Consider the following 23,543-nt stretch of genomic DNA (forward strand, 5'->3'; position numbering starts at 1 on the left):
AAGGGTCAAAAACCGTGAAAACAGGTAGGACATGGCGTGGGATATAAAGAGATTTACGCGCGATATCGCCAGCAGATTCTCGCAGGGCAACTGAAGCCGGGTGACCGCGTACCGGCGATCCGCACGCTGGCGAGTGAGTTGCGGGTGGCGCGAAAGACGGTGGAAGCCGCCTATGAAATCCTGATCGGCGAAGGCTATTTTGTCAGCCAGGGCGCGAAGGGCACGCGCGTTAATCCGGAATTGATTCTGGCGGCAGCGGCCGAGGAAGCAGTGCTGCCAGCGCCGCCAGCCAGTGATGTTTCACTGCGTGAACCAAAAGGCGAGCTGCGGCTTGGCATTCCGGCGCTGGATGAGTTTCCGCATAAAAAGTGGCTGCTGATTTCCGGCAAAGCGGCGCGAACCTTGCGTGCGGATGAAATGATTTTGCCGCCGATCATGGGTTATCAGCCGCTGCGCGAAGCTATCGCCAGCTATCTGAACATTTCGCGCGGACTTAACTGCCAGCCGGAACAGATCTTTATCACCAGCGGTTATCGCGCCAACCTGCGACTGATTCTGGCGGTGCTGGCGCAGCCGAGCGACAAAGTGATGTTTGAAGATCCCGGCTACTTCTTCGGGCAAAAACTGCTGAAGCGCATCGCGCCGAATCTGCATTACGTGCCAGTCGATCGGCAAGGTATGGATGTGGATTATCTGCTGCGCTATCACGCCGATGCGCGTTTCGCCATCGTCACGCCCACGCATCACAGCCCGCTGGCGGTAACCTTATCGCTGCCGCGCAAGCATCAACTGCTGGAGTGGGCGCAACACAACGAGAGCTGGATCATTGAAGATGATTACGACGGCGAGTTTCACTACACGCGCAAAGTGATTCCGGCGCTGAAAAGCCTCGATGTGCACGATCGGGTGATTTACACCGGCACCTTCAGCAAAACCATGATGCCGGCGATGCGCGTGGGTTATCTGGTGATGCCAAAAGAGACCATCGCGCGTTTCAGTGAGCTGGGGGAAATCCTTGAAACCGGCATGTCGCTGCTGCCGCAAAAGATTCTGGCGCAGTTCCTGAGCGAAGGGCATTTCTATCGCCACATCAAAAAGATGCGCACTCTTTATCAGCAGCGACGCCGCATGATGCTGGATGCCTTACAGGCGTGTTTCCCGGATGTGTTTGATTTTGAACTGACCGATGGCGGCATGCACATTGTCGCCTTCCTGCCACGCGGTACGCAGGACGCGGCGCTGGCGGAGATTTGGCAGCGGCATCAGCTGCGCGTCTTGCCACTTTCCGGCTGGTATATGCAGACGCAGAAACGCTATGGCCTGGTGATGGGCTATACCAATATTCGATCGGTGGAGCAGGCGCAGGAGTTGTTGCAGAGAACGGTACAGGAGACGCGAGCGTTATTGGGTTAAAGAAAAGGCGCGAGGGACAGCTCGCGCCTTGATACTGGCGCGTCCTTACATGCCGATATATTTTTTGCCCTGCTTCAGAACCACGTCGCAGGCTTTGGTTTTCAGCTTCTCACCCATCGGCGAGTTGCTCAGGCTTTGCAAATTCAGCTGCTGACCGTTGCCGGTGTTCAGCAAGCCTTGCAAACCCTGCTGATAATCGGTTTTCTGCGCTTGTGCCGTTGGCGTGCTTAAACCGAGCTTGCTCAGCACCTGATCCTTCACCGATGACACATTGTTATCCACCACGTTGTGCTGCACGCAATACGACATCACGCCCGCGGCGTTGGTCATGCTGTTGGAACTCACCGCTTTATCGCCGCCGTTCAGCAGGCCGGTGAGCGATGAGAGCGACATGCCGCCGTTCTGCGTGGTGCTGGTGCTGTTGTTTTGCTGCGACAGCTGCGATGCCGCGCTGCTCAGCTGATCCTGCCAGCTTGCCGCCGATGCGCTTCCCGCAACCATGGCTGCCGCGATGCCCCATCCCCAAATCATGCCTTGTAATTTCATCTCAACCTCGTTGTCTTTTATGTTCTGACTGCGTCAGTTTTGGTTAAGAGAGGTTTGACTGCGGAAAGTTCCAGTTAAGCGGGCGGATTGGGGCAAATTGGGACCGTTCTGGGTTTTTGTTTTTGAAATTCGGTTAGTGGGATTGACTGTATAACAAGCAGTTATCTGCGAAATGCTGGTTTTTTCAACGCTTAGCACACATCCCCAACGATTCCAGTTGCGCACTCTGCTCGTAAAGGTATAATCCCCAACGTTTTCCGCATCCTCTTCAGTGCCGAAGTGGCGAAATCGGTAGACGCAGTTGATTCAAAATCAACCGTAGAGATACGTGCCGGTTCGAGTCCGGCCTTCGGCACCATTACTTATCTAGTTACTTGTTTCCAAAAGACTTTATCTTTCTATAAGTCCCATATCGCGCTACCCTCCTACAAAAGGGTATACGAGGCGATGTCTCACCGTTACAACCTCTATCGTCGAGCCAGTGGCATTTATGTCGTTCGCATTAGTGTTCCGCAGCGTTTCCGTCGATATGCAGGGCAGTGTGAAATTCACACTTCAACGAGCACATACCATCTTCAAGAAGCTAAGCAACGGGCTACGCGTTTGATTGCTGTCTGGCATCAGACTTTACGTGAGTATGAAGAATTGGATTATCAAACGTTAAAAGATTGCGCTCCATTGCTGACCGGCAAGGGGATGATTTCTCTAACAAACTTCTCCCAGGCAATCAAACTGCCGATCACTCAGCTTATCCAGGCCGTCATAAACCGACGTTTCCCAGTTTTCTGGTTGGCATCTGGGCAGACTGGTTTCTATGTTGAGAATGCTTCTGACGTTGAAAAAGATCATGTGGTAGGTGGTTTCGTGCTTAACAGCGCATTTGAAATCGGAGAAGAGATTTCAGCAAAGGGTTACCTGCAACCATTTAATCCGCTGCACACATTGCGTTGCCTAATCACAGAGGGGATTTCTGATGAAGAGACCGCGTTCCGGGCAGGTGGAGAAAATCCTAAGGGAGGTTGGTTCTTTGATTTACCGGGGGTTGTAATCACTCCTGACAGCTTGATGATTAACAATGTTCAAGCTGAAAGCCTCCGTTCAGACTGGCTAGCTTCAAGCCATCCAGTAGCTGCATTAAAAGCCCATTCTGCTCCTGCTGCCATCTCTGCTGCGGTTACAACATCCACCAATGAGTATGTCCACCATAAATATTACTCAAAAACGGTGACATGGTTATGTGAAGAATACCTAAACCATAGACGCAAAGGAAAAATAACTGTCGCCGCAGTTAATGATACAAAGAAGTTTTTTTCGTTCATGATTGAGCTAATGGGTGATGTAACTTTAGACACAGTAGACCGAGATTTTCTCCGCGCTTTTGAAAGTAAGCTACGCACTATTCCTGCAAACCGTGACAAAGCAAAAATAAAATACGGTTTGAATGGCATAAATGAATTGATTGCCAAAGCCGCTGAAAATGAAGATCCGCTGATGTCTGATGAGTCGGTAAGGAAATATGTTAATGGGGTATTTGGGGCCATTAAATGGGCAGTGGCTGATGGTAAGTTTATTAAGTCCCCTTGTGATAACTTTTTCCCCAAAAAAGATGCTGAGTTAATGCCTCAAGAACTGGCCGAAACTTTTAGTTCTGAGGATATTACCAATATTTTCTCACTACCTTGGTTCATTTCAGGGACTGGAGAGCGAAACTCAAAGGGACGCTTTCACCAGTATAGACCATTTCATTATTGGATGCCTTTGCTAGGATTATTCACAGGAGCAAGAGTTAATGAAATTGCTCAGTTATATCTTAAAGATCTTCTTGAAGAAGATGGAGTCTTTTATCTAAACCTCGATAGTGATGAGGCTAGCGGTAAAAAACTGAAGAATGCTAATGCTCGCAGAAAAATTCCTCTTCATTCAGTTATCATAAATCTAGGATTTATTGATTATGTTCAGGCATTGAGAGATTCAGGATATGAACGTCTTTTTCCAGAACTCAAGGCTCATAGAACTAAAGGTTTCGGTCGCCCAGTATCTGCCTGGTTTAATGAGTCACTATTAGCAGGCCGTTTAAAAATGGCTCGTAATAGGAGTAAGTCCTTCCATTCATTCCGCCACACAGTAGCTACTCACTTAAAAGAAAAGGGTGTTAGTAGTGAGTTCCGAAAGCAGCTTTTAGGACATGTCCGTGGTGAGACTGAAACAGAAGTGAGATACAGCAAAGATCTTAAGCCGGTGCATATGATCGCTGTCATTGAACAATTAGATTTTGAGTTGCCTAATATATGTAAGTTTAACTCTGAAGATGGTTTGTCTGCTATTAATAATGCAATTCTGATAAAGAGATAAAGAGATAAAAATCTAAATTTAATAATTCTTCCTCCACTCATTAAATGGTGAGTGGAGGTGTTAAGTTAAAAGCTATACTTGTGGGCGGCAAATGCTCACCATTTCATCATGGTGGATTTTATCAATTTCTTCAATCCAGGAAAAAATATCACCTATTACATTCGTTCCTTCTCCGATTAAGTTCTCGGCAATATCTTCATTTATTTCGATCACCGCACTGTGTGAGTATTTGTTAATAAACCTATAAACTTTTTCTTTCTTATGGCCATCAAATGCCACACACCCTTTTGCAGCTACATCCATCAGCTGTGATAGATCTGATCTGTGTCTTGGATATTTGAAATTTAGAAATGATTCTAATAATTTACGTGAAAGGTTGGCTGTAAAGAATGCTTGTTCACGGGTTAATCTAGGGTGTTCTTTATGTTTGTAGAGTGTTTCAAATATATAATGATATTCTGAGTTATAATCTATAAGGCTTGCATCTGCATTACAGAGTGAGGATGATCGGGGCGTTATTGCACTTGGCTCTATTGTGTAGAAAAAGGCATTAGCTGGTTTTTCTTTATTTCTTCTGTTTCTATTATTTGTATTAAACCAGTCTCTAGCTAGTTTGAAAAAAGTAAAGTTATGAGTTAAAAGAAAGAGTTGCTTGGCTTCATGGCAGTATGTTTTGATGAAGGAATATGAATGAAATAGGTGGTTAGAGTCAAAACTCGATACAGGATCATCGAATACAAGTATGCTGTCTGAAATTTTGTTATCATTTTCAGTAAGTTTGGTTATGAAATAAATCAAAGCAATTGCAGTTTTCTCGCCTTCACTTAGATTAGGCGCATGACCTAATTTATTATCCCTCAGTATTTCATACCCATTCTTTGATTTATTAAACTGTAGGCTAAGTTCAGATCGCCCTAGAAAACCATGGAGATGCTTGTTGAATATGTCTGCTGCAATTGTCTCATTCGACAATGAGTTTTCAATTACTCTAATTTCTTCCTGAATCTTTTTTAATTCATCTGACAGTTTATCAAGGTTTTTAATTTCATTATCACGATTAGATACCTTCCTAAAGTAGTCAAAGGATTTAACTTCTGATGCTGCATAATGTGATTCAAGCTGAGATTTAACCTTGGTTGTTTCTTTTTTAAAATCACTGGTTTTTTTATTGTGTAATTTTATCGAGGTGTTAATTTCTTCTGAGCGCTTATTGAACTCTTTAAAAAAGTCTTCTTTTATCTCGATTGCGATCATGCTTACATTAAATGGGTTTTTAATTTTCTCATCTAAAAGCTTACTCCATTCTTTTATTTCATTGTTTATCTTTTCAGCTTCTTGTTTTAAAAGAGAGGCGCTGCCTTTAAGGTTTTCCTTATATTCATCATAGATATCTATATCATTAACATTGATTACTTCAATAAATTGATCTTGAAGCCATGACTTAGCTCTATCTAGGGTTTCTGAAAATTTCTTATACTCATCATTGAAATGAGCATTAAGTTCATCAATTCTTTCTTGAGAGATTTTGCTGCCACAAAATTCACAGTATTCACTATCCTTATTTATGTCTAAGCCATGCAAAACCCAAGCTTGGGTTGTTTGGTTGTTTTTTAGGTGTTCAATGACCTTGTTTGTAACAGATTGCTTAAAAAGTTCATTCAACCTGTCTTGCGCTCTTTTAAGTAATATTTGGTCTATATGTGGAGCAATTATATTAATCTGTGGTTTCTGAGTAGGGTTGGCTGCTTTAGTTAAGTTCGAAACTTCATTAATATTAAGTATTGCACCATCTTTGTTTATTTCATTTGTATTTGAATTGATGAATCCTTCTAATTTTGTTCTATTGTAACTCAAAAATCTAGAGTCACTAGTGTCAATTACTTGAAGGCTGGTCTTAGTTCTTCTGGCTGCGTCCGTTAGAAATTTCTGAATATCAGATGTGAGTTATTCATTATCTTTTTGAGTTTTTATAAGTTCTTTGTTTTTAGTTTCAAAGGATTTCTTTAGATCTTCTAGTTTTTTCTTTTCAATAATTTTTTCTTGAGCAATTAATAGTATGCTTTTAACTGAACTATTCCAGTCAATGTTTTTATTGACAAAGCTTTGATTGAACACCTTAATGTTCATGTTGTTTGCAGCTATGTTTTCTTTATTTATTACTATACCGTCAATTGTTTTAATGGAAAATGTTGATTCAGGATATCTGATGAATTGATGGTTTTCAATTTGTTCAAATAAAGATGTTAGTGTTGATTTTCCACTACCATTCCAACCATATATAAGATTTAGCCTTCCGAAATCCTTTGCATCACTTTTTGTATAGTTCCTGAAAATTCCGTAGTCTTTAATAAAGTCAATACGTTGCATCATTTATAGTAACCCCAAGTAACTATGTGAATGTCCGTTTTCTGATACTCGTTTGTGAAGAAAAATTACTCTAATTTCAGTAGCGATTACCATCACTTTATTCGGAAGATGATGCTCTCTGCCAACAAACGACCGTTTTCCGGCACCCCCATATCTCTGAGATTTTACCTGTCAAAAAATTAGCCTTGGCTTTTCTGGCAGGCCATCCTATTTTTGGCCTCGTTTTCTGACAGGAGGAGCTAGAGATGGCAGTGTTTGGTTATGGGCGTGTTTCAACACAACAGCAAGATACTGAGAACCAGAGGCTGGAGCTGCTCCGGGCTGGGTGGGATGTTAATTACTGGTTTGCTGATGTTGTTAGTGGAAAGGTCTCAGCAGGCCAAAGAAAAGCCTTTGCTGAGATGCTTAACAAAATTCGAGATGGTGAAACTTTAGTTGTGGCGAAGCTAGATCGCCTCGGACGCGATGCTGTTGATGTTCTTCAAACTGTCAGGGAGCTAGCGAATCGTAACATCAAAGTCATTGTGAGCCAGCTTGGGACAACAGATCTTACCTCTGCTGCGGGTAAGCTGCTGCTATCAATGCTAGCAGCAGTTGCAGAAATGGAACGTAATTTACTGATTGAGAGGACGCAAGCCGGATTGATTAGAGCAAAAGCTGAAGGCAAAAAACTGGGACGCCCTTCAAAAACCACGCCGGAGCAACGTAGCGCGATTTTGTCAGAAAAGAGTGCTGGTGCAAGCATCAGCGCTCTTGCACGTCGCTACGGGCTTTCCAGAGCGACAATAGCAACATTAATTAACAGCCCTTAGCTTCCAGAGTTAATGCAACTGAGCAAACCAAGCTTCCAAATCTAATTTCACATTGATTAGGTTATGTTTTGCGACCAGTTTCATAAAGTCTGGTGTTCTGCCCCACCAATCGTTAATCAACAGCTTCTCTCCACCTAAAGACAGATGATATCCATCGGGAACTCGCAGCCCGACGTTTTTTGGGGAGAGCACAGCAATCGCGAGTAAGCCAAAGATTGTCCGGTCAGATAAACGAACTGTTCCAACACTCGCCTCAAGAGATGTGGTGGTAACACGGTTTGATGCATCAGGTATAAGTTCAAAACCTTCAGGCAGTTCATCCCCGTGACCATGAGTGCATCTATGAATCCCATAGATAAGGTCGGCAATATCTGGTCTATCTGACAGTTTTTGCCCTTCATAGACTTTGGCAGGCCAAAAAGTTTCTTCTAAATTTATGTTTGGCATAGCCATAGGGCCGAAAATTGAATAATGCTCTCTGAGCGTTTGGGTAAATCTGCGTTGGTGCTTGCGGATTTCTGGATGGAGCTTTTTTGATGTTCCGTCGAAAGCGTTGCAAGCATGCATCATGGCACCATCAAGATCCCCTAACTCAAAATCATCAATTGCTTTTCTGACTGAATACGCGATTCCTGCCATATGCCCCTACCAATTCAAATTTAGTCTCAACACCAGAATCATATGATCTTGCAAAAGACTAGTTAACAGATTTGATAGCATTACTAATTTAGGTTGGAAATTTCACGATTGGTGCGTGGTCATTTAGTGGTCTAAAAGTCACATTTCCTACATGAAAAAAGACCTAAGAATGATGTTTGGTATACAAGTGAAAAAACTGCGCGTTGCTTCAGGGCAAAGCCAAGAAGCCTTTGCTGATCGTTGTGGTTTTGCGCGTAGCTACATGAGCAGAATTGAACGTGGTAGCTCAAATGTTTCGCTTGATGCAATTCAAACTCTTGCAGAAGCACTTAAGGTAAGTGTGCGTGATTTATTTTTGTTTGATGAAGCAAATAATCCCAACCCTGAAATGTTTGTTCCCTATGCCTCTGATGGTAGCTGTTTCCACCCCGGCCTAGCTAGTCCGCGTGACGGTTCTTTCCGCGTAGGAGAGCGAAGTTCTCAGCTACGTTTTCAATCGTTTGAAGAAGCATTGAATTATTTACGCGGCATGGAAACTGCTAAATGGCGTAGGCCTAATTCGCAAGGAAATTGGGGATTGGTATCTGCGGTTCGGTGGGGAAAGTTGAACGATCAATAGGGGCGTTTACAGCCCCCGACATCGCTTCATCTTTGTTCAGTTCATACAAACGCTGTAAACCAGAGTAGCGAGTGTCTCCGGTGGAGTGGTTCTCATGTCTTTGAAAGCCACTAGCACGAGTTTTTTAGCATAAGCCACATCAGCGTCTGTAATGCCGGGCTGTTCTGCTAGTGAGGACTCTATAGACATCCAATACTTCATGGTCTGTCCAGCGTCTCTTCCTTCAGCGATGTCCTTCTCGATATGTGCCCAGGCCTGGCATTGCTGGTCTCTGGTTGCTGCGCTTGCAGTGCCGGAAGCGATCGATATAGCAGTAAGCATGATTATGGTTAATAACGGTTTCATTGGTTTGAAATGTCTCATTTGGGTTTCATTTTGAGTATACATTTCCAACCTATTGGTTGATATGACAAATCAACCTTTTCCGCCATATGGAGCGCATCTATGAGGTTCCTTGCAAAAAACGGCTGATCGAAGGAGGCACTCCCTTGGAGAGTAGCTCCGAATCCTAGGAGATCGGCTTTAGAAAAAATAAGTAGATAGTGAGTTGCCCCGGACAAGTGTTTTGGGGGGAGTTTAGTTACAGCTATAAGTAAAAATATTTAGTGTTTATTCGACAACTTATAGACAAGAAAAGACAACTTATGAGGATGAAAGTGGTTATGGCTGGCTTTTTTTATTGAGGGAGGTTTGAAGTGTTTTGACGTAATGTTTTGAAGTTAAGAAGAGCTTTCCGGTAGAGAGGTTATATTTCCCCTTACCCGTTCAGGACGAACAGGTTAGAGGTAACCAGACTACCGCACGGTCTTTCCGTATAGAGTTCTCTCTGACCTTCTCTGGATTCTCACAGATGCGCTGATAGGTCAGTAAGGTTTTTCAGCACACTGCACGCGACTCGGCTCCAGAGACTCTTTCGAGCATCTCCACCTTCGGCTTCTCTGTCGCAATTCTTCTAAAGCCCGTTGTAGTTATACAACTTTAAAACCCGCCCGAACATTGGGACCCCGATAAGGCGAGAGTTAAATATGTATACTGGATAAGACAATTCGAGTCAATGCGGGGCGTGAAAATCATCATAAATGCCACTTTTGCGGTTTTTATAATGCCGTTCTGGTTTTAGATGAATTGCAAGCCACTAGCTCGTCCTACAAAACAGTCCTACAATTCCCGCTCTCAACCACTTGGTAGTGCGGTATCAGCAGGTTACAAAGTGATAGGTTCGAGTCCGGCCTTCGGCACCATCGATTGATGCAAAATTAAGTCGCTTACGAGCGGCTTTTTTTGTGTCTGAAATCCGGCATATTTCGCGAGTCCTGCGCAATCACCTCTGTCTTAAGATCCTGTTAAGAACTCTTCGTATAATAGCGCTCATCAATCTAAACCTAGAGTTCACCATGAAAAACACCCTTATTTCCCTTTCGATTCTTTTCTCTGCTTTGACTGTGACTTCTGTTCAGGCTGCCAACCCAGCCACCGGCTGTGACGCCAAAAAACAGGATATCCAGCAAGAACTGGCGATGGCGTGTGAGCATGGCAATCCTGCGCGCATCGCGGGTCTGGAGAAAGCGTTGGGTGAAGCTAGCGAACATTGCACGGACAGTGGATTACTCAAAGCGCGCCAGGAAAAAGTGGCCGAGAAGCAGTTGAAAGTGCAGGAGCGTGAGCAGTATTTACAAGAAGCGCAGGCCAAAGGCCGCAGCGACAAAATTGAGAAGCAGCAGCGTAAACTGGCCGAAGCGCGTGAAGAGTTGAAACAAGCACAGGACGCATTGACGCAATAAACCGGGCGTCCCGCCCAGAAAATTCGCGCTTTGTCTCAAAATTCTCCCGCAGAGATTTTTTTCATCCAACTGTCGGGATTGCATGGCAGAATGGCGCTCCGGTGAAATCAGTGGAGTGCAGAAGCGATGACAGTTGAAATTGAGCAGCGTATCTACGAGCTGGTGCGACGTTACGACGGCGTTTACCTGTTTAAGCAAAAAACGCTGACGCCGCAGATTGATATCGATAGCGATCTCAACTTCGAACGTGAAGAAGCTGCTGCGCTGATGGATGAGTTCTTCGGCGAGTTCAGCGTCGATCGCGGCGGATTTGTCATCGAAACCTACTATCCCGATGAGCCCTCGCTGGCGCAGATTCTCAATCCATTCAATAAGCGTGAAGTGCCGGTGGTACCCGATTTCACGCTGGGAATGTTGATTGAATCGGCGAAAGCGGGGCGCTGGCTGTACGAGTAACAGCAGGCTCAGCGCCGAGCCTGCCGCCTTTCACCGCTTCACGTGCACGCCAAAGCCGCTCTCTTCCGCTACAAACTCCGCTTTCAACGTCAGCTCAGGAATCTCATAGTCGCCGCCGTTCTGCTGACGGTAGGCAATTGGCGCCGTTTCTGCCAACGTATCCAGTCTCGTGGCCAGCGCATCGCACCAACCAGCAAAACGTTCTGATGCCGACTTTTGTACCCGATAGAAAACCAGCGGCGGCAGCACGCTAAAGCCGGGATAAAACAGCATGCCGTGCTGAATCGGGAACAGCAGATCGTTAATCGGGCCGTTAATGCCGCGCGGGCTGTAATGCGATTCCCATCCACCTGTCGTCACCACCAGCATCGCGCGTTTGCCGCTGAGATTGCCTTCGCCGTAGCGATCGCCCCAATGCTGTTCATTGTGCTCGCCCACACCGTAGGCAAAACCGTTAGCGTAAACGCGGTCAAACCAGCCTTTCATGATGGCGGGCATCGAAAACCACCACAGCGGAAACTGGAAAATTACCGTATCGGCCCAGCGCAATTTTTCCTGCTCGGCGGCGATATCGCCAGCCTGCAGCTGATGATCGTAGGCGAAGCGTGAATCCACCGTCGCATCGTAATGGTCGCCGACTAACGGGGCGCGCGTGTCATCAGCGTCGAGCTGCGCTTTCCACTGCATCGCATAGAGATCAGAGACCTGCACCTGATGTCCGGCATGCTGCAAATGCTGCACGGCAAAGTCTTTGAGTGAACCGCTCAGCGAACGCGGTTCCGGATGGGCATACACAATCAATACATTCATGGGCTTAATCCTGTGAGATGAAAACCACTGCAGATTAAGTCGGTGCTGGCTATAGTAGAAATCAATTGCTGATATCTCAGGTATAGACAGAGTGAATATCAACTCACTGGATTTGAATCTGCTGCAGACGCTCAACGTGCTGTTAACCGAACTCAACGTCACGCGCGCGGCGCAGCGCCTGCATCTCTCGCAGCCTTCCGTCAGCGCTCAGTTGGCGCGATTGCGTGGACATTTTGACGATCCGCTGTTGTTGCCTGGGCCGCGCGGCATGTTGCCAACGGCGCGCGCTGAAGCGTTGCGTGAGCCGCTGCGTCTGGCGCTTGAGGCGGTAGAACGTGCTGTCGCGCCGCCCGATACCTTTAATCCGGCCAATGCCGAAGTCACCTGGAGCATCGCCGCCACCGATTACACCTCGTCGGCGTTAGTGTTGCCCGCGCTCAACCTGATTCGTGCCGCTGCACCGCTGAGTCGCATGGCGGTCCTGGCGCTCAATCCGCCGCTGATAGCGCAGCAGTTGGAAAAAGGTGAGCTGGATGTGGTGTTTCATACCGGCGATAACGCGCCGCCGACGTTGCATCAACGCAAACTGTTCAGCGAGCGCTACGTGCTGGCGGGACGGCGCGATCACTCGCACTTGCAACGTCCGCCGACGCTGGATCAATTCTGCCAGCTTGAATTTGTCATGGTGTCGCCGGATGGCGGCGGCTTCAGCGCCGCCACCGATACTGCACTGGCGAAGCTGGGACGTTCACGCCGCGTAGTGTTGTCGGTGCCGCATTTCTTGTTTATGCAGGAAACGCTGGCGAACAGCGATTTGGTGGCAGTGCTGCCCGAGCGGTTGGTGCGCCACGCTTCGCACCTTCAGGTAATCGATCTGCCGCTGGAGGTGCCGGGCTTTGATATTTTGCTGTTGTGGCATGAACGCCTGCACCGCGATCCGGCTCAGCAGTGGTTGCGACAGCAGATTGTGGCTGCGCTGTCCCTTTCTTAATCAACGTGAAAAACCGCGAGTTTTTCCGGCATTTCAGGCGGCTCTATTCTGCTTAGCATTTCATTAGCGACATTAAAATAATCGCATCCTGCCCAAATGGCCTTACTACCGATGATATAAACTCGTTTCTGCGCACGCGTTATTGCAACGTTTAACAAATTGGGTTTTGAAGATGCCCATTTTTCTCCGCCAGAATTATTAGCCGATAAACCAAGCACAATAATGACATTTTTCTCTTCTTTTCCCTGAAAGGTATGAACGGTGCCCACCCTATCATCAATCCAACGGTTGATATCCTTGATGCCTTTTAGTTCCTGACTCAATAAGGATTTAAGTTGGTTTTTAATCTGTTTAAAAGGCGAAATAATATAGACGTCCGGCAGCGCACCATGATGTTCAAACCAGTCATTAATCATCATGAGGACTTTTTTTCCCTGTGCGGGAACGTAATGTTTTCCTTTCACTTCACCACAAACATCTAACCAGCCGCTCTCTCCCCAAAGATTATTGTCAGTTGGCCAACGCTTGTCCCGACCATGAAGCATTTTATTGTTGTAAGCAATCTTGTTGGCGATACTAAACATGGGCTCATCACAGCGTCGATGGACGCGCAGCGGACTACCGAGCCAGTTCTCATTAGATATTTGTGCTGAACCATAGGGGTTCACTCTATCTGCAAGATTTTGTACTGACTGAGTTGTTGGAGACCACTCACGCCAATCATCGGCAAAGGCACGTTGAGCAAGAGCTTCAACGAAGGCAGGAGGAATTGTAAAAACGGGCTCAATCTGTAAGGGGTCTCCCACAACAACAGCACGTTTCGCGCGCCATAATGCTCCAGCCGCTTGTTGAGGTGTTGCCTGCCCAGCTTCATCAATAAATAACCATCCAATATCACCGGCACCTAAATGCATAAACTGACGATGAACGGATGCAAATGTTGAAGAAACTACCGGCACAATCATAAAAAGAAGTTGCCACAAAGCGAGACAGGCTTTGGTTTCTTGTACACCACCATTTATGGCGTCGCTGACGGAGAATATAACTTTAAGTAAGTTGCACTCTTTATAAGCTTCTTTCAGCCATGATTGATGTAAATCCAGGGCGCATGCTGAAAGCTGACTACGGGCTGCATTTAATATTGCGCCATGGCCGAAAGTGGTACGCTGAATGTCCTCAGCTTCGATATTGATTTCATCTGCGGCAAAAATGGTGTCTTGATACTTAATCCGCAATGCTAAACAATGTTTTTGTTTAGCATCCAATTCATCTTGGATTTGACTTAAACGTTGCTCCGCCAGTTGTAACGCGGCAATGGTAGAATTTAATCTATTTTTTAATCCAGTAATAATGGCTTTAATCCGGAAGATTTTTCTGAATTTTAGGGTCAACCAATGCGGTAAATGCTCTGCACATCGCGTAGTTCGGGCGTTGAGCATAAACCTTCGTAAACGTAGTTTTTGTATTTTTATCTGCTGTTGATGGTAATAATTAGATAGATCGTTAAGCTCTTCAAGCTGCTGAAGTTCCTGAATGATAGATTGATGTTTTTGTTGCGCGTCAATGAAAGCTTTTTTAGCTGCTGCGAAGCTCGCTATGTCTTTATTTTTTAGTGATTCAAATAGGTGTCTGTATTCATCAGCCGGTGATGAAGTCACAGCTTTCGTATGATTATGTGTAAACACTCGCTCTTTAAAGCGATCGCGATTCTTTTTCTTTCCCAAAGCTACAGCAATCAATCCCCAACAATCATCATCTGGGGCAAGCGGTTTGATAAGATAAGTTTTTTCTGGCTGTTTTTCGCTATTTTTTAGAGATCGTGAAAATGCCGCGAGTTTTCGCGCAGCTGATTTAAAATAATCATGATGTTGCCATTCATCTCCAAGGCTTTTCAGCTGAGGTAGTTCGCGTGAGATATTTTCGACAGCAGCATTATTGCTTGAAGCTACCACCATTTCATAGCCACAAAGTTCAGAGCGAAGACAGGGGATCTTGCGCGTGTTGCCATTGACGCTAATGGTGATTGAGCCAGAAAAAACATCCTCAACCCGATTATAATTCGCAAGAATGGCAGCGCGCTTAACGATATTATTTGCAATGATATCACGAAGTAGAGTTGTTTTACCCGTACCTGGTGGACCATTAACTGAATAAAGTCCTTGATGAGTAAGTTCTTGCTCAAGAGTATTAATAGCAAACTGCTGCATTAAACTCATGTTGTGTTTTCTATCTGAAAGCCAGCGTCCAGCAGGAAGTTGGGCTAATCGTAATTTCTCAATCAATAGCGTCCTTCCTGCCGGTAGAAGTAAATCTACGTTTTTCTTACGACTGCCGGTTAGATAGCGTCCTAATGGTGAGTCAATATCAAGTTTATTCCGCTTGATATCTTCTATTATCCGCTCAATATCACGTATGTAGAAGCTATTTAATATACTGATCTCATTTGAATTATCTGAAGCGGAAGTCAGCGGAAAATCAGAATCGTTTGATAATGCCAGTTCAGTCTCGTCACTAAGTTTTGAAAGTAAAGATGGATCTAGCGAAGCTGAAATGTTGAGTTTGTTGGGTTTTGTTTCACTTAATTTAATGAATAGTGCAGGCGTAGGGGTTTGAGGAGAAAAAGTAGTCCACTGCGCCATTGATTTTAAAAATTCAATTATTTCAAATGTAGTTAAAATAGGTGGTAGTTGATGTTTTATTTTTATATTGTCAGCGGTGGTGACAATTTCATTAAAACGTTGCTGTAATTTTTTTGTATCAATTTCATAGGTATCAAAGTTCAGTCGTTCTAATCCACCTGTAGATATCTGACCTAATGCCCAGGTCACAGTTGAAAACTCAAAACTCTCGCTATCAATAACACCATTATGATCAAGCTTACATTTTATCGAGCATGTACGACCTTCATTGCCGAGCGCGTCATTCTCTATGTCACTTTGTTTATAAATGAAGGGCTTTGCTTGCTGAAATATTTCGTCACGTTCAAAGATGCCGAAAAAGAGCTCGTAACGGTATTTTTTTTCAGGTGAATAATCACTTCCTGCACGCCTGATTTGCTGAGGTTCAATCCAGGGAAGTGATGTATTATGTTGTAATTCCTCCATGCTCAGTTGAATTACGCCATCCGCATTATTTTCAAGATCTTTAATGTCAGTTGATTCGAAAAACTCTATTTTGTGCCAATAATCCAGAATACGTATAGCTTGCTGGGTGGGCAACATTTTGCTTTGATCGTCCATGAAACTTTAATCCTCTGAATGTTTACCTGCTGATTCTTATACTACCGCTTTGAATGCTTGGCATTCAATGATTGGCTCATCGGTGGAATGGTTAAAGATGAACGATCGAATAGCTGCCGGTTCATTAGCCATCCACATGACCTCAAAAATTCACTTCTCCCGCATCACAAAAATCATCACACTAGCCACCTTTACCATTATGGAGAGATGGCATGATTACCCGATTGCTGCTGGCGATATCGCTACTTGCCAGCCTGAGTGCGCCGCTGTTAGCAGATCAAGACGGCGTCTCCTTTAGCCACAAAGACTGGGAATTGGCCTGCGATAACACGCTGACCTGTCGCGCCGCCGGTTACAGCGCCGAAGAGGGCGCGGGCGGCTCGGTGCTGCTGGTGCGTGCCGGTGGCCCCAATGCGGTGACGCACGGTCGCGTGGTGCTGGCCGATACCGGCGATGATGATTCTAAAGTGGTGAACAACTTAGCGCTGTGGATTGATGACCGTGCGCTGGGCGACGTGGCGAAAGCCGACAACGACGAATGGACGCTGACCGATGAACAAACCCAGGCGCTGATCAACGGTATTAAAGGCAGCGGCAAAGTGGAGTTTCGCGGTGGCGAGGAGCCTTTCGATCTCTCCAGCAATGGCGCGTTTGCGGTGCTGCTGAAGATGGATGATGCGCAAGGTCGTCTTAGCACGCCGGGCGCGCTGGTGCGTAAAGGCAACAAGCCGGAAAACAGCGTACCGGCAGCGGTGGCGATGCCGGTGATTCAACAGGTGAAAGTGGTGAAGGCTGATGCGCGTCCGTTGACGGCCGATGAGCTGGCGCTGTTGAAGCCGAAGCTGATTGCCTCACTCACCGATGACGACAGCTGTGACAATCTGGCACCGTCCGACGATCAGCCGGAAGAGGGCGCGGAGCCGCTGACGTTAACGCCGGTCGATGATGCGCACGTGTTGATCGCCGCGCTGTGCTGGCGTGGGGCGTATAACGAAGGTTATGGCTATTGGCTGATCGACAAAGCGTTGCAGGGCACACCTCAGCTGGTGACGGATTCTGGCTCTGATTACAGCGAAGGTGTGATCTCCGAAGCGCAGAAAGGGCGCGGCATCGGCGACTGCTGGAGTACTGCGGCGTGGGTGTGGGATGGCAAAGCGTTTGAGCAGAGCAGCGATGCTACCACCGGCATGTGCCGCGCGATTCGCGCGGGCGGTGCATGGCAGTTGCCAACCTGGGTTACAGAGGTTAAAGCGGCTTTAATCCCGTAGGGTGCGCATTCATGCGCACCTGGTCAGCAGGTCGCCATGAATGGCGACCCTACAAATGGCGATCTTATTTGCCGCAGCACTGCTTATATTTTTTACCGCTGCCGCATGGGCAAGGATCGTTGCGGCCAGTTTTCTCGCCGGCAAAGTGCGGCAGTTGAGGTTCTGGATCGGGCTGCGCCATGCGCTGTTCCTGCCAGTATTCATGCAGCTCCAGCGCCGCAGGGCGAATCGCCTCAATGCTGGCTTCAAACTCGTCCGGCGTGAAGGCTTCGCGCTTCGCCAGATGATCTTCGCTGCCGTGCAAGGTAATCGCCTCCATCATCGGCTGCAGTGATTCGGGCAGCAGCGACCAATCTGCATCCAGCGCCACGCCGCGCAGATAGCCGTAGCACCAATCTTCCACCACGGTGAATTCCTGGCCTTCCATCTCTTGCGTGCCAAACAGCGGGTCGAACTGCTCCGGGAATTCGGCAAGGCGCTCGGCGATGTCGTTCAGATGCTGGAACGTCAGCGTCATAAAACGATCCATCTCGCGCTCATTCGACCATTTTGGAATGTGCTTTTTGCCACCCCACATCGCCACCAGCCATTCGCTCGGTTCGATGTCGTTCGGGCCTGAGAGCAGCGCCGTCAGCATGCCGTCCAGCTCAGCGGTATCCACCACTGAGTGCTCGTTGCCGTATTTCTCCAGCATATCTTCAAGCCAGTTCAGCTCTTTTTCGGTTAACGGACCCTGGTTCATACGGCATCTCCTGCTTTCATTGATGGGCAATGCCCAAAGTTAATTGGCGGCGATTATAGCGGGAAGCGGGCGCGATTTATCGCTTTTTGCATATCGATTGCTGAACCTCTCCTAAAAATGATTCGCCATAACTTATCGCGCAACAGTATTGGCTGCTTTTGTCGACAGATGGCAGCGTAAAGGCAGAATTTTTCTGCATAAAGGATGCAAATTATGGCCAGCACATTGCCGGTACTGGATTTAGCCCTGCTGGAACTGCCGGATGCGGAACAGGTGCAATACCTTACCGAACTGCGCGAGACCGCGCGTGACGTTGGCTTCTTTTATCTGGTGAATCATGGCATCAATCCGCAACTGTTGCAGAACGTGCAAAGCATCACGCGCGCGTTCTTTGCCTTGCCGGATGAAGAGAAGCAGCGCGTTTCGATGATTCATTCGCCGCATTTTCGCGGCTACAACCGTGCGGGCGTGGAATATACCCGTGAGCAGCGCGATCAGCGTGAGCAATTTGATATCGGTGCAGAACGCGCCGCGCTGCCGTTGCAGCCAGACGATCCAGCATGGAAGCAGCTGCAAGGGCCCAATTTGTGGCCGCAGGCGCTGCCGCAGCTGCGTCCGGTGATCCACGCGTGGCAACAGGCGATGACCGACGTGGCGCTGCGTTTACTGCGCGCGTTCGCCAAATCCCTGGCGCTGCCGCCGGACGCTTTTGATGCGCTGTACGGCACGCACCCCAACGAACATGTGAAGCTGATTCGCTATCCGGGTCAGGATGCCGCTGCCAGTCAGCAAGGTGTCGGTGCGCATAAAGATTCCGGCTTTCTGACTTTTCTGTTGCAGGACGATCAGCCTGGATTGCAGGTTGAAGTCACGCCGGATCAGTGGGTTGATGCGCTGCCGAAAGCGGGCGCTTTTGTGGTGAACATCGGCGAACTGCTGGAAATCGCCACCAATGGTTATCTGCGCGCCACCGTGCATCGCGTGGTGTCGCCGCCGGCAAAACAGCAGCGCATCTCCATCGCTTTCTTCCTCGGCGCGCAGCTTGATGCCGAAGTGCCGCTCTATCAATTACCGCCGCAGCTGGCGGCAGAAGCGCGCGGACCGACCAGCGATCCCAGCAATCCGCTGCTGCGTGAAGTGGGTTGGAACTATCTCAAAGGGCGTTTGCGATCGCATCGCGACGTGGCGCAGCGTTATTACGCTGACACTCTCAATAGCGTTAAATCATAAGAAACTAAGGGAAGCAGATGAATAAAAAGGTGATAGCCGCGTTAGCGATGGTTTCGGTGTTCAGCAGTTACGCCTCGGCGGCTGCGCTGCGCGTGGCGGCAGATGCCGTGCCGCACAGCGAAATCCTCAACCACATCAAACAAACTGACAAGAAGCTCGATCTTAAGGTGATTGAACTCAACGGCAACCTCAACGCCAACGAACTGCTGGCGCGCGGTGACGTCGATGCCAACTACTTCCAGCATGTACCTTATCTGCGCGATCAGGAAAAAGCGCTGGGCGAGAAATTTTCTGTGGTTGCCACCGTGCATATTGAGCCACTTGGCATCTACTCGCACAAAGTGAAATCACTGAAAGATCTGCCTGATGGCGCGCAGGTTGCGGTACCAAATAATGTCACCAATCTGAGCCGCGCACTTTATCTGTTGCAGGCCAATGGTTTGATCAAACTGAAGAGCAGCAGCGCCAATACGCTGGTGACTTCCGCAGACATTACTGACAACCCGCACCATCTGAAGATTATCGAAGTGGAAGCGCCGCAGCTGCCGCGCGCGCTGGATGATGCGCAGTTGGCGATCATCAATGGCAACTACGCGTTGCAGGCCGGTTTAGTGCCGTCGAAAGATGCGCTGGCGCTGGAACAGGCGAAGGATAATCCGTATGCCAACGTGCTGGTCACCACGCCGAAACTGGCGCACGATCCGCGCATTCTGGAACTAGCGAAAGATCTGGAGTCAAAGCAAACCGCTGAATTTATCAACCAGCACTATAAAGGATCGGTTATTCCCGTTAATCAATAATCCCCGCCGCCACCTGGTTTTGGCAGGTGGCGCTGACTTTCTTCTGTGTTATATTTCGCCACCAACACCCGTCGCACCCACTATAAAACATAAAAATTCGCTCAATCCATTGCCATGATTATCTTCGCCAGGAATAAACGGGTGCTGTGCCATCGTTTAATAACATGCATCATTCTGCTGGGCATGAGCGTATTGCTCAGCGCCTGCGGCACCTTGTCGCAAACCTCCGCGCCCGTCAGCGATAAAGTCTATCTTTCGCACGCGACCTTTAATGAAAACGTCGATGACATCGTGCGCCATTACATGCAGCAGAAGCAGGTTTCCGGCATCAGCATCGCCATCATCCACCAACGCAGCCAGCCTAAATTTTACAGTTTTGGCGTCACCGATGCGGTGCACCGTTATCCCATCACGCCAGATACCTTATTTGCGCTCGGCTCGCTGAGTAAAGGCATCACCGCTGAGGTGATTATTGAGCTGGTGGATCGCGGCGAACTGCACTGGAACGATACGCTCGCGACGCTTTTGCCGCCCAACGTGCCGCTGAGCGACGATGCCAAACGCATCACGCTGTTGCAGTTGGTGACGCACACCTCGGGCTTGCCGCGCCAGGATATGGATTTACCGATGTTCATGAAATTTATGGGCTATCTGCGTAGCGGCGAGAACTTTTACGGCAACCTCGACAGCGACGCAGTGCTGGATTATCTGGCCGATTTTGACGCGCCCGCGCATCCCACCGCGCGCTATTCCAATCTCGGCTATGCGCTGTTGGGCTACATCCTCAAACATCGCTTTCATCAGGACATCGAAACGCTGGCGCAGCGCAATCTGTTCCAGCCGCTGGGCATGACCAGCAGCAGCTTCAAGCCGCAGAGTCTGCGTGGCTATCCGTGGCGTGCGCTCGGCCATGCGGGCGATCAACCTAAGCTGATTCCACGTGGGCAAATTACGCCGGATTGGGCGTTTAACAACAATATGGTGGCGGCCGCCAGCCTCTACAGCAACGCGCGCGATTTGATTCGCTATCTGGATGCGCATCTGCATGACGGCGCGGGGGCTTCGCTCAACGCGGCCTTTGCGCAGGTTAATCACGGCTACGAGCAGCACGGCAATCAGTCACAAAATATCGCCTGGGTAACCGACAGTTACGGTGATCAGCAGATCACCTATCAGGTGGGTTATATCGGCGGCTACTCGAGTTTTATTGGCTTTGATAAGCAGAACGGCAATGCGATTGTGGTGCTGCAGAACGCGTTTAACTGGAGTAACTATCTGGGCATCGCGTTATTGATGGATCTGGCGCAGAAAGCGCACGACAAAAACTAACATGGTTGCTTGCAATTTTACTGCGCCAAAAAACGCGTGAGCTGAGGTATGCTGAGCAGCGAAATTTGACGCGCTAAGCGCGCCGGGGGAACCTTCTGCGTGCTTAACTTGTCAGTTAAATGGACAGTTAATAATTAACCAGAGTGGAAATCACCAATGCGCAGGACACACGTCAATCTTCTTTCTGCAGGAATTTTTCTGGGCGCTTTAAGCCTTGCTCCGGCCGCGCTGGCGGAAGGCGAGCAAACAGACGCCGTACCGATGCCGCCACAAGTGCAGCAAACCGCACCCGATGCCCAAACCCAGGCGCCAGCCGCAGACCCGCAAACGCAGGCTCCGGCAGCCGATGCGCCAGCCAGCAATGAACCGGCTGAATCCAGCGGCGATGTTGCGCCAATTCGCCCACCGCAAAGCGGCAATGCGACGGCTCCGAATAACTACGATCTGACTACCATCATCATCGACTACAAAGAGTACAAAGTGGGCGATGTGGTGCCAGATGAGTATCGTAAAAAGCAGTACACCATTGTTGAGTGGAAGCCACGTCATCTGCCAGCGCCGCAGCCAGGCACGCACTGGGCGTACATCAATGCCAACTACATCCTGATCACCGATGACAGCGGTAAGATCGTGATGGGTAAATCAGGCGAAATCTTCTTCCGCGGTTAATTCCCGCGCAGCAGGCGCGCTAACTGGGCGACGCCCGCCGTAATCTGGCTGGTGCTGGTGTTACCGTAACCCAGCACCAGCCCTTGCTGCTTCTGCTCACCCGAATAAAATCCCGACAGCGCGCCCGGCGCGTAGCCGCTCTGGATCAGCCGATCCACCAATCTCATATCGTTTTGATCCGCAGCCAGCGATAACACCAGATGCATGCCGCATTCGCCGCCCAGCAACGGAACCTGTGCGCCAAATGTTTGCTGCAAAGCCTGCCGCAAACTCGTCTGGCGTTGACGGTACAGACGGCGCATTTTGCTCAGATGACGACTAAAATCACCGCTGAGTAAAAACAGCGCCAGCGCCTGCTGTTCAGGACGATTTCCGCCGCGCAGCAGTTCATGTAGCGCAGGGCGCAACGGCGCGACCAGCTGTGGCGGCAGCACCATAAAGCCGAGGCGCAGCGCCGGAAACAGCGTTTTGCTGAATGAGCCGACGTAGATTACCGGCGTTGGCTGCGTCATGCCCTGCATGGCGGCGATCGGCTCGCCGCTGTAGCGAAAATCGCTGTCGTAATCATCTTCAATAATCCACGTTTGCTGTTGCCGTGCGGCCGCCAGCAGCGCCAGACGACGCGGTGCGCTCATGATCACACCGGTGGGATATTGGTGCGTTGGCGTAGTGTAAATCAGGCGCGGCGCACGCTGCTGCCAGTCCTGCGGCTGCGGTGCCAGCCCTTGTGCATCAACCGCTACTGGTTCAATACGCATATCTCCCAACCGCATCGCCGCTTTCGCGCCGCGATACCCTGGCTCCTCCACCCAACCAATGTCGCCTGGGCTGCTGAGCAGCGCCACGCACAGCGTCAATGCCTGCTGCGCGCCTTCGGTAATCACGATTTGTTCGGGCGTACAGCGCACGCCGCGCGCCAATGCCAGATGCTGCGCCAGCGCTTCACGGAGCGTGCGTTCACCGAGCGGATCGCCGTAGCCCAGCAGTTGCTGCGGCTGATGCAGCATCACGCGGTTCAACGCCCGCCGCCACTGAGCCAGCGGGAAATGTGCCAGCGAAGGAACTCCGGGGCGCAGCGCCATCTCCTGAATGAAGCTGCGATGGCTGGATCGCAGCTCAGCAATGCGCGGCGACAAGGTGATTTCGTCGCTGATATGCGACTGATTTTCCTGCGGCAGCTGCGCCATATTGCTGATGCGACTGCCCTGGCGATCGCTCAACAAAAATCCTTCCGCCTGCAGCTGCGCCCAGACGGCGATCACCGTATTGCGCGAAACCGCGAGATCCTGGGCCAGCTGGCGTGTCGCGGGCAAACGCGTACCGGCGGCGAGTTTGCCTGTCAGAATCGCCTGCCTGATACGTTGAAACAGTTGTTGTTGCAGCGTCTGCTCGCCGTTGGTTTCCAGCGGGGCCAGCAATAATCGATGTAGCTTAATATCACTCATTTACGCAGTTCCGTGGATCCATCAATTTCGGACAT

Annotated in this window: 19 protein-coding genes, 1 tRNA gene and 1 pseudogene; 13 read left to right on the forward strand and 8 right to left on the reverse strand. The window is 48.8% G+C overall.

Annotated elements, in window-relative coordinates:
- Positions 1-36: 36 nt before the first annotated feature.
- The gene (locus BM323_RS11845) at positions 37-1,413 is read left to right on the forward strand and encodes a MocR-like pyridoxine biosynthesis transcription factor PdxR (RefSeq protein ID WP_008104214.1); all 1,377 of its coding nucleotides are present in this window, start codon (positions 37-39) and stop codon (positions 1,411-1,413) included.
- Positions 1,414-1,458: 45 nt separating this feature from the next.
- On the opposite strand, the gene BM323_RS11850 is transcribed toward BM323_RS11845, so the two are convergent.
- Complete coding sequence (locus BM323_RS11850) at positions 1,459-1,959, reverse strand: YjjA family protein (RefSeq protein WP_008104212.1); 501 nt, start codon at positions 1,957-1,959, stop codon at positions 1,459-1,461.
- A 273-nt stretch (positions 1,960-2,232) separates the two neighbouring features.
- Here BM323_RS11850 and BM323_RS11855 point away from each other — a divergent pair.
- Positions 2,233-2,317: transfer RNA gene (locus BM323_RS11855), tRNA-Leu, on the forward strand.
- Between the two features lie 89 nt (positions 2,318-2,406).
- Positions 2,407-4,311 (forward strand): site-specific integrase, encoded by a 1,905-nt coding sequence (locus BM323_RS11860; protein ID WP_008104210.1) that lies wholly within the window; start codon positions 2,407-2,409, stop codon positions 4,309-4,311.
- 72 nt (positions 4,312-4,383) lie between these two features.
- Here the strand turns inward: BM323_RS11860 and BM323_RS11865 are convergent.
- Positions 4,384-6,681: pseudogene (locus BM323_RS11865) on the reverse strand (AAA family ATPase).
- 242 nt (positions 6,682-6,923) lie between these two features.
- On the opposite strand from BM323_RS11865, the gene BM323_RS11870 reads away from it, so the two are divergent.
- Positions 6,924-7,490 carry a recombinase family protein gene (locus tag BM323_RS11870; RefSeq protein ID WP_008107774.1) on the forward strand — a complete coding sequence of 189 codons (567 nt, stop codon included), beginning with the start codon at positions 6,924-6,926 and terminating at the stop codon, positions 7,488-7,490.
- 9 nt (positions 7,491-7,499) lie between these two features.
- On the opposite strand, the gene BM323_RS11875 is transcribed toward BM323_RS11870, so the two are convergent.
- Positions 7,500-8,129 carry a hypothetical protein gene (locus tag BM323_RS11875; RefSeq protein ID WP_008107773.1) on the reverse strand — a complete coding sequence of 210 codons (630 nt, stop codon included), beginning with the start codon at positions 8,127-8,129 and terminating at the stop codon, positions 7,500-7,502.
- A gap of 151 nt (positions 8,130-8,280) precedes the next feature.
- Here BM323_RS11875 and BM323_RS11880 point away from each other — a divergent pair, with 151 nt between their 5' ends.
- Entirely contained in the window at positions 8,281-8,748 is a 468-nt protein-coding gene (locus BM323_RS11880; RefSeq protein WP_008107772.1) for a helix-turn-helix domain-containing protein, read from the forward strand.
- Positions 8,749-8,784: 36 nt separating this feature from the next.
- Here BM323_RS11880 and BM323_RS11885 read toward each other — a convergent pair whose 3' ends face one another.
- Positions 8,785-9,135, reverse strand: coding sequence for a hypothetical protein (locus tag BM323_RS11885; RefSeq protein ID WP_008107771.1), 351 nt, complete (start codon positions 9,133-9,135; stop codon positions 8,785-8,787).
- 1,007 nt (positions 9,136-10,142) lie between these two features.
- On the opposite strand from BM323_RS11885, the gene BM323_RS11890 reads away from it, so the two are divergent.
- Complete coding sequence (locus BM323_RS11890; RefSeq protein ID WP_008107770.1) at positions 10,143-10,529, forward strand: DUF1090 domain-containing protein; 387 nt, start codon at positions 10,143-10,145, stop codon at positions 10,527-10,529.
- 126 nt (positions 10,530-10,655) lie between these two features.
- The gene (locus BM323_RS11895) at positions 10,656-10,985 is read left to right on the forward strand and encodes a DUF1493 family protein (RefSeq protein WP_008107769.1); all 330 of its coding nucleotides are present in this window, start codon (positions 10,656-10,658) and stop codon (positions 10,983-10,985) included.
- A gap of 30 nt (positions 10,986-11,015) precedes the next feature.
- On the opposite strand, the gene BM323_RS11900 is transcribed toward BM323_RS11895, so the two are convergent.
- Positions 11,016-11,795: an NAD(P)H-dependent oxidoreductase gene (locus BM323_RS11900; RefSeq protein WP_091003755.1), complete on the reverse strand. Its 780-nt coding sequence runs from the start codon at positions 11,793-11,795 to the stop codon at positions 11,016-11,018.
- 91 nt (positions 11,796-11,886) lie between these two features.
- On the opposite strand from BM323_RS11900, the gene BM323_RS11905 reads away from it, so the two are divergent.
- The gene (locus BM323_RS11905) at positions 11,887-12,786 is read left to right on the forward strand and encodes a LysR family transcriptional regulator (RefSeq protein ID WP_008107763.1); all 900 of its coding nucleotides are present in this window, start codon (positions 11,887-11,889) and stop codon (positions 12,784-12,786) included.
- On the opposite strand, the gene BM323_RS11910 is transcribed toward BM323_RS11905, so the two are convergent.
- On the reverse strand, positions 12,783-16,025 hold the full coding sequence (locus BM323_RS11910; RefSeq protein WP_008107760.1) for a DEAD/DEAH box helicase: 3,243 nt from the start codon (positions 16,023-16,025) through the stop codon (positions 12,783-12,785). The two genes, BM323_RS11905 and BM323_RS11910, sit on opposite strands and share 4 nt — an antisense overlap.
- A 212-nt stretch (positions 16,026-16,237) precedes the next feature.
- Between BM323_RS11910 and BM323_RS11915 the strand changes: the two genes are divergently transcribed.
- The gene (locus tag BM323_RS11915) at positions 16,238-17,293 is read left to right on the forward strand and encodes a DUF1176 domain-containing protein (protein WP_008107759.1); all 1,056 of its coding nucleotides are present in this window, start codon (positions 16,238-16,240) and stop codon (positions 17,291-17,293) included.
- 64 nt (positions 17,294-17,357) lie between these two features.
- Here the strand turns inward: BM323_RS11915 and BM323_RS11920 are convergent, their stop codons facing one another.
- Complete coding sequence (locus BM323_RS11920) at positions 17,358-18,035, reverse strand: YecA/YgfB family protein (protein ID WP_008107757.1); 678 nt, start codon at positions 18,033-18,035, stop codon at positions 17,358-17,360.
- A gap of 210 nt (positions 18,036-18,245) precedes the next feature.
- Here BM323_RS11920 and BM323_RS11925 point away from each other — a divergent pair, with 210 nt between their 5' ends.
- The 4 genes from BM323_RS11925 (at position 18,246) to BM323_RS11940 (ending at position 22,063) form a co-directional block, all read left to right on the forward strand.
- The gene (locus BM323_RS11925) at positions 18,246-19,265 is read left to right on the forward strand and encodes an isopenicillin N synthase family dioxygenase (protein ID WP_036649305.1); all 1,020 of its coding nucleotides are present in this window, start codon (positions 18,246-18,248) and stop codon (positions 19,263-19,265) included.
- A gap of 17 nt (positions 19,266-19,282) precedes the next feature.
- The gene (locus tag BM323_RS11930; protein ID WP_008107753.1) at positions 19,283-20,065 is read left to right on the forward strand and encodes a MetQ/NlpA family ABC transporter substrate-binding protein; all 783 of its coding nucleotides are present in this window, start codon (positions 19,283-19,285) and stop codon (positions 20,063-20,065) included.
- Positions 20,066-20,248: 183 nt separating this feature from the next.
- Positions 20,249-21,394, forward strand: a complete 1,146-nt coding sequence (locus BM323_RS11935; RefSeq protein WP_036649302.1) for a serine hydrolase domain-containing protein — start codon at positions 20,249-20,251, stop codon at positions 21,392-21,394.
- 156 nt (positions 21,395-21,550) lie between these two features.
- Positions 21,551-22,063: an RcnB family protein gene (locus BM323_RS11940; protein WP_008107748.1), complete on the forward strand. Its 513-nt coding sequence runs from the start codon at positions 21,551-21,553 to the stop codon at positions 22,061-22,063.
- Here BM323_RS11940 and BM323_RS11945 read toward each other — a convergent pair.
- The gene (locus tag BM323_RS11945; RefSeq protein ID WP_008107746.1) at positions 22,060-23,508 is read right to left on the reverse strand and encodes a MocR-like pyridoxine biosynthesis transcription factor PdxR; all 1,449 of its coding nucleotides are present in this window, start codon (positions 23,506-23,508) and stop codon (positions 22,060-22,062) included. The genes BM323_RS11940 and BM323_RS11945 overlap by 4 nt on opposite strands.
- Positions 23,509-23,543 lie beyond the last annotated feature (35 nt).

It is taken from the genome of Pantoea sp. YR525 (assembly GCF_900116775.1).
GTDB lineage: Bacteria > Pseudomonadota > Gammaproteobacteria > Enterobacterales > Enterobacteriaceae > Pantoea > Pantoea symbiotica.

Coding starts and splice junctions, on each gene's coding strand:
- BM323_RS11850 (WP_008104212.1), bottom strand. CDS start 1,959: ATGAAATTACAAGGCATGATTTGGGGATGGGGCATCGCGGCAGCCATG.
- BM323_RS11860 (WP_008104210.1), top strand. CDS start 2,407: ATGTCTCACCGTTACAACCTCTATCGTCGAGCCAGTGGCATTTATGTC.
- BM323_RS11870 (WP_008107774.1), top strand. CDS start 6,924: ATGGCAGTGTTTGGTTATGGGCGTGTTTCAACACAACAGCAAGATACT.
- BM323_RS11875 (WP_008107773.1), bottom strand. CDS start 8,129: ATGGCAGGAATCGCGTATTCAGTCAGAAAAGCAATTGATGATTTTGAG.
- BM323_RS11880 (WP_008107772.1), top strand. CDS start 8,281: ATGAAAAAAGACCTAAGAATGATGTTTGGTATACAAGTGAAAAAACTG.
- BM323_RS11885 (WP_008107771.1), bottom strand. CDS start 9,135: ATGTATACTCAAAATGAAACCCAAATGAGACATTTCAAACCAATGAAA.
- BM323_RS11890 (WP_008107770.1), top strand. CDS start 10,143: ATGAAAAACACCCTTATTTCCCTTTCGATTCTTTTCTCTGCTTTGACT.
- BM323_RS11895 (WP_008107769.1), top strand. CDS start 10,656: ATGACAGTTGAAATTGAGCAGCGTATCTACGAGCTGGTGCGACGTTAC.
- BM323_RS11900 (WP_091003755.1), bottom strand. CDS start 11,795: ATGAATGTATTGATTGTGTATGCCCATCCGGAACCGCGTTCGCTGAGC.
- BM323_RS11910 (WP_008107760.1), bottom strand. CDS start 16,025: ATGGACGATCAAAGCAAAATGTTGCCCACCCAGCAAGCTATACGTATT.
- BM323_RS11915 (WP_008107759.1), top strand. CDS start 16,238: ATGATTACCCGATTGCTGCTGGCGATATCGCTACTTGCCAGCCTGAGT.
- BM323_RS11920 (WP_008107757.1), bottom strand. CDS start 18,035: ATGAACCAGGGTCCGTTAACCGAAAAAGAGCTGAACTGGCTTGAAGAT.
- BM323_RS11930 (WP_008107753.1), top strand. CDS start 19,283: ATGAATAAAAAGGTGATAGCCGCGTTAGCGATGGTTTCGGTGTTCAGC.
- BM323_RS11935 (WP_036649302.1), top strand. CDS start 20,249: ATGAGCGTATTGCTCAGCGCCTGCGGCACCTTGTCGCAAACCTCCGCG.
- BM323_RS11940 (WP_008107748.1), top strand. CDS start 21,551: ATGCGCAGGACACACGTCAATCTTCTTTCTGCAGGAATTTTTCTGGGC.
- BM323_RS11945 (WP_008107746.1), bottom strand. CDS start 23,508: ATGAGTGATATTAAGCTACATCGATTATTGCTGGCCCCGCTGGAAACC.